This is a genomic window from Granulicella sp. L46 (assembly GCF_009765785.1).
In the GTDB taxonomy this organism is placed as follows: Bacteria; Acidobacteriota; Terriglobia; order Terriglobales; family Acidobacteriaceae; genus Granulicella.
The window spans coordinates 105,959-111,144 of record NZ_LMUT01000015.1; the positions used below are offsets into that span (position 1 = coordinate 105,959).

At 59.6% G+C, this 5,186-nt stretch carries 6 protein-coding genes; 3 read left to right on the plus strand and 3 right to left on the minus strand.

What is annotated here, in order from left to right; genetic code table 11:
• Positions 1-18: 18 nt before the first annotated feature.
• The 3 genes from trpE to GSQ80_RS16915 form a co-directional block, all read right to left on the minus strand.
• Complete coding sequence (gene trpE / locus GSQ80_RS16910) at positions 19-1,533, minus strand: anthranilate synthase component I (protein WP_158788851.1); 1,515 nt, start codon at positions 1,531-1,533, stop codon at positions 19-21.
• A 74-nt stretch (positions 1,534-1,607) separates the two neighbouring features.
• Positions 1,608-1,742, minus strand: a complete 135-nt coding sequence (locus GSQ80_RS23680; protein WP_256369909.1) for a hypothetical protein — start codon at positions 1,740-1,742, stop codon at positions 1,608-1,610.
• A gap of 144 nt (positions 1,743-1,886) precedes the next feature.
• Positions 1,887-2,150, minus strand: coding sequence for a hypothetical protein (locus GSQ80_RS16915; protein ID WP_158788852.1), 264 nt, complete (start codon positions 2,148-2,150; stop codon positions 1,887-1,889).
• Between the two features lie 411 nt (positions 2,151-2,561).
• Here GSQ80_RS16915 and GSQ80_RS16920 point away from each other — a divergent pair, with 411 nt between their 5' ends.
• From GSQ80_RS16920 to GSQ80_RS16930, 3 genes are all read left to right on the plus strand, one after another.
• Positions 2,562-3,845: a Glu/Leu/Phe/Val dehydrogenase gene (locus tag GSQ80_RS16920; RefSeq protein WP_158788853.1), complete on the plus strand. Its 1,284-nt coding sequence runs from the start codon at positions 2,562-2,564 to the stop codon at positions 3,843-3,845.
• Positions 3,846-3,999: 154 nt separating this feature from the next.
• Positions 4,000-4,665 (plus strand): CDP-diacylglycerol--glycerol-3-phosphate 3-phosphatidyltransferase, encoded by a 666-nt coding sequence (gene pgsA, locus GSQ80_RS16925; RefSeq protein WP_158788854.1) that lies wholly within the window; start codon positions 4,000-4,002, stop codon positions 4,663-4,665.
• Between the two features lie 195 nt (positions 4,666-4,860).
• Positions 4,861-5,181: a GIY-YIG nuclease family protein gene (locus GSQ80_RS16930; protein WP_158788855.1), complete on the plus strand. Its 321-nt coding sequence runs from the start codon at positions 4,861-4,863 to the stop codon at positions 5,179-5,181.
• The last annotated feature ends 5 nt before the right edge of the window (positions 5,182-5,186 follow it).

Here is a 5,186-nt window from a genome sequence, read left to right on the forward strand (position 1 = left end):
AAGTCCCAAATACTTCCTCTACCCCACCCGCGCCCGCTCAATCGCCCGCACCACCGCCTTCGCCTTATTCCCACACTCCTCGTGCTCCTTCACCGGCACCGAGTCCGCCACAATCCCCGCCCCCGCCTGGATATACCCCTTCTCTCCCTCCATAAACAGCGTCCGAATCGCAATGCACGAATCCAGATTCCCGCTAAAGTCCGCATAAAAAATCGCGCCGCCATACACTCCTCGCCGAGCCGGCTCCAACTCCTCAATAATCTCCATCGCCCGAATCTTCGGAGCCCCACTCAACGTCCCCGCGGGAAAGCAAGCCCGGAAAGCATCAATCGGAGCCAGCCCTTTCCGCAGCTTCCCCTCCAGCGCGCTCACCAAATGCATGATGTGCGAGTACCTCTCCACGAACATCAAATCCTTCACCTTCACGCTGCCAAACTCACTCACTCGTCCCACATCATTACGCCCCAGGTCGACCAGCATCACATGCTCGGCAACCTCCTTCGCATCCGCGCGCAGATCAGCCTCCAGCGCCCGATCCGCAACCTCATCCTTCCCCCGCGGCCGCGACCCAGCAATCGGCCGATACTCCACCTTCCCCTCATGCACCCGCACCAGCAACTCCGGCGACGACCCCACAATATGCGCCTCCCGCGCCTTCGCCTTATCCCCCTCCAGCCCAAACTTTAGGAAGTACATATACGGAGAAGGATTCACAATCCGCAGCGACCGGTAAATCTCAAATGGATCCACCCCCGGCTCACAATCAAACCTCTGCGACAGCACACACTGAAACACATCCCCCGCCGCAATGTATTCCTTTACCCGCTCGACGCCCTTCAAATAGTCGCCCATCTTCGTCCGAGCCTTCAGCTTCAGTGTCCCCTTCACCGTCTTCCGCCGGCGCGGCAACACAATCGCCGCACTCAGCATCTTCTCCAGCCGATTCAGCCGCTTCTCTGCCCCCCGATACCCCGCAGCATCCACGTTTCCGCGCGCCCCCACCGTCACCATCAAATGAATCGCCTTCTTCACATGATCGAACGCCAGCACCTCGTCAAAGAACATCAAGTGCGCGTCCGGAACATGCAGTTCGTCCTTCGCAATCTCCGGCAGCTTCTCAATCACGCGCACCACGTCATACGAAAAGAACCCCACCGCGCCAGCAGTAAACGGAGGCAGCCCCGCCACCTTCGCCGGCCGCTCTCCCTCCAGCGCAGCCTTCAACTCCTCAAAAATATCCCCCTCATACGTCCGCCGCTTCCGCCCCTCAACAACGGTGATCCGCCCACCCTTCGCGGTCATCTTCTTATACGGACGAATCCCGATAAACGTGTACCGCCCCACCTGCTCGCCGCCCTCCACCGACTCGAGTAGAAACGCCTCAGGCTCCTCCGCCGCCACCCTCAGAAACGCAGACACCGGCGTCTCCAGATCTGCCGCCACGGTCCGAGTCACCGGCACCAGCGAATGCTCGCGGGCCAGCTTCTGAAATTCGCGCAAAGTTGGAGTCGTGAACGAGTGCGGGTGAGGCATCCACTCATCATACCGAGCCAGAGGCCTCACCCGCTTTCAACAACAACCTTCGTCTTCAACTCACAAGATTCGTCCTAATAGTGATCACCATGCGGTGGAGGCGGCGGTGGTGGGTAGTGATCGTGATGATGATGATGGTCGCAGCCGGCAAGCCCCAGCATCGCCACGCTCGCGAAAAGCAAAGCAGCAATTTGTCTCTTAAGTTTCATTCCTTATGAATTCTCCTGATTCGGATTCCCACATGAAGCTCCTCGTGAGATGCCGGTCATAAGCGAAACGTCCATGCCGCTTTGCGATCACACCCAGTCCCTACGTGAGAAGCGCCCGCACTGGAGCCCGTCCGCACCTCACTCTTATTCCGGCCGCCGCGGCGGAGGAGGCGGAGGATTCCTGTGATCCTGGTCTCGCTGAGCCTGGTCTCGCTGAGCCTGATCCCGCTGAGCCTGCTGTTGCTGAGCCTGTTGTTGCTGCTGCCGATCCCGGTCCCGGTCATGCCCATCATTCTGATGTTCCACCACCACGGTCGGCGCCGGCGCAGGAGCCTGTTGACACCCCATCGCGCTCATCAACATCACACCGCTAACCACCGCTCCAGCCATCATCTTCGTTCGAATCATCGTCTCTCCTCTTAACGCCTCTACAATACCTTCCACCTGAGATGCAGCTTCGCCCCTCACAGGCCCCTTAGATCCTCCAAATAACCCCCCGTCTTTGCGCACATTTCATGCACCTTGCGCAAGTCGTAATCGCCTGTTCTCAATGAACCGATAAAGTCACTCATGTACCTTGCCGACGGCTGAAAGACAGGCCTATACTCGCCAAGTTTGGTCACAGACCGGTCTGACCAAGCGAGGATTGATTTGACTCATAAATTGACTCCCCGACTCCCGCCCAAGCGTCTAACTGGGGCTGGGCCTGCACGAGGAGGCAAGACGATGGCCGGAGAACGATTAGTACCCACGGAAGCCTCATTAGCAGGCCTTCCAACGCTGGGCCGAACTGGGCCCACAGCAGAAAAGGAAACACCGATGCAAACCACCACGCCCGCCGCTCCTCTCTCCCTGGAGCAGGAGACCAATCCATGGCTCGCGCAAGCCGCGCGCTTTGATGAGGCCGCCAAACGACTCAACCTCGAACCCGGAATCTGGAAAGTCCTCCGTTACCCCTCCCGCGAAATCATCGTCCACATCCCCGTATCCATGGACGACGGCCACATAGAAGTCTTCACCGGCTATCGCGTCCAACACTCCATCTCCCGCGGCCCCTGCAAGGGCGGCATCCGCTACGGCCCCGACGTCTCACTCGACGAAGTCCGCGCCCTCGCCTCCTGGATGACCTGGAAGTGCGCCGTCGTCAACATCCCTTTTGGCGGCGCCAAAGGCGGCGTCATCTGTGAACCGAAGAACATGTCCGAAGGCGAACTCGAGCGCATGACCCGCCGCTACACCGCCGCGCTCATAGAATTCATCGGCCCCGAAAAAGACGTTCCCGCGCCCGACATGGGCACCAACGAGCAGACCATGGCATGGGTCATGGACACCTACTCCATGCACATGGGCCAGACGATGACCTCGGTCGTCACCGGCAAGCCTGTCTCGCTCGGCGGCTCCCGTGGCCGTCGCGAAGCCACCGGCCGCGGCATCTCCGTCGTCACCGATCAGGCCCTCAAGCACCTCAACATGATCCCCTCTGAAACCTCGGTCATCATCCAGGGCTTCGGCAACGTTGGATCCAACGCAGCAAAGCTACTCTGGGACAAGGGCTACAAGATCATCGGCATCGGCGAATACGATGGCGCTCTCTACAATCCCGCCGGCATCGATATCTCCGAGCTCTTAGAGCACAAAGCCCGCACCGGCACCATTCACAAGTTCAGCGGCGCCCAAGCCTTCGACAAGGACGCCATCCTCATAGAAAAGTGTGACGTCCTCATTCCTGCAGCTACTGAGAACGTCATCACCAGCCGCAACGCCGCCGATCTCAAGTGCCGCATCCTCTGTGAAGGCGCCAACGGCCCCACCACCCCCGTCGCTGACGAAATTCTTTCCGAAAAAGGAATCTTCGTCATCCCCGACATTCTCGCTAACGCCGGCGGCGTCACCACCAGCTACTTCGAGTGGGTGCAGGACCGCATGGGCTACTTCTGGACCGAGGACGAAGTCAACCAACGCCTCGATCGCATCATGATCGACAGCTTCAACGACGTCCTCCACTTTTCCATCGCCCACGGAGTCAACAACCGCATAGCAGCCTACATGCTGGCCATTGACCGCGTAGCCCACACCACCAAGCAGCGCGGAATCTACGCGTAACGGCAGGATCCGGTCCCAGACTCAGCCACCAGGAAAAGGCCTCGGTAATCGCCGGGGCCTTTCCTTGATACCTGCTCCCTAATCCTCGACCCCTGCTCTTATGGGAGAATGACAGTATTCGCGGCTTCGCATTCGCTGCCCGGCTCACTGTCACGTGAATCTGCCCAACTCCATAACGCTGACCCGCATCGCAAGCGTCCCTCTGCTGATCTGGGCACTCTCCCCGCGCTTTCCCTGGCACGGCGCCCACGGCGAGCAGGAACTCATCGCCTCCGCCATCTTCATCACCGCCTCAGTCACCGACGGCCTCGACGGCTTCCTCGCCCGCCGCCGCGGCCAGATCACCACCCTCGGCATGCTCCTCGACCCACTCGCCGACAAGCTAATGGTCACGGCGGCCTTCATCCTCCTGGTCGCTTACAACCCCCACGTCATGAAGCCCTGGATCGCGGTCCTGGTCATTGGCCGCGAGTTCCTCGTCAGCGGTCTCCGCTCCATCGCCTCCAGCGAAGGCTTCACCATCCAGGCCAGCGACCTCGGCAAGCTCAAAACGGTAGTCCAGATCGTCGCCGTGGTAGCCGCCATCCTCAACCACCGCTGGGACACCTGGTTACTAGGCTGGTTCCCCATCAGCATCAAGCTCATCGCCATAACGGCCACCTACTGGATGACCATTCTCTCCATCATCTCCGCCACGGACTACTTCGTAGGCTTCTGGAACAAAATCGACCACGTCTCCACCGGCACCCGCCGCCGAAGCTCTGTCCTGAGCCGCAAAAAGAAGCCCACCCCCGCAGTAGAAGCAGTGATCAGGGATTAAGAACCTCAGCGGTCCGCTGGGTTTGCAGTTGCTTTTTGCGGTTGAGGTTGCCGTCGCAGTTGCCCCTGTCCGTTGCAGTTGTCCCTGTCCCTGCCCGTCGCGGTTGCGGTTGTCGTTGTCGTTGTTTGTTTTTCGCCGTCATCCTGAGCGAAGCGAAGGACCCCCACATTCCGAGGGTGCCAAAGGAAACCACCCTTGCCGGAGTACGCCTACGTCTATATCCTCGCCAGCAGTTTCAAGCACCTCTACATCGGCTTCACAACCAACCTCGAACAGCGCATCTGGCAACACAAAAACCACACCTTCCCCGATGGCTTCACCGCACGCTATCGCATCGACCATCTCGTCTACTTCGAGCGCTTCGGCTTAATCACGCGTGGAATCGCCCGCGAGAAGGAACTCAAAGGCTGGCGACGCAGCAAGAAAATCGCCCTCATCATTGCAAACAATCCAGATTGGACCGATCTGAGCAACGACTGGGGCAAGCCCCTCGAGGCGCCGCCAGTAACTAGTTAGCCCCC

Bases quoted from the DNA above. Each gene is read 5' to 3' on its own strand.
- trpE (WP_158788851.1), bottom strand. From the start codon at position 1,533: ATGCCTCACCCGCACTCGTTCACGACTCCAACTTTGCGCGAATTTCAG.
- GSQ80_RS23680 (WP_256369909.1), bottom strand. From the start codon at position 1,742: ATGAAACTTAAGAGACAAATTGCTGCTTTGCTTTTCGCGAGCGTGGCG.
- GSQ80_RS16915 (WP_158788852.1), bottom strand. From the start codon at position 2,150: ATGATTCGAACGAAGATGATGGCTGGAGCGGTGGTTAGCGGTGTGATG.
- GSQ80_RS16920 (WP_158788853.1), top strand. From the start codon at position 2,562: ATGCAAACCACCACGCCCGCCGCTCCTCTCTCCCTGGAGCAGGAGACC.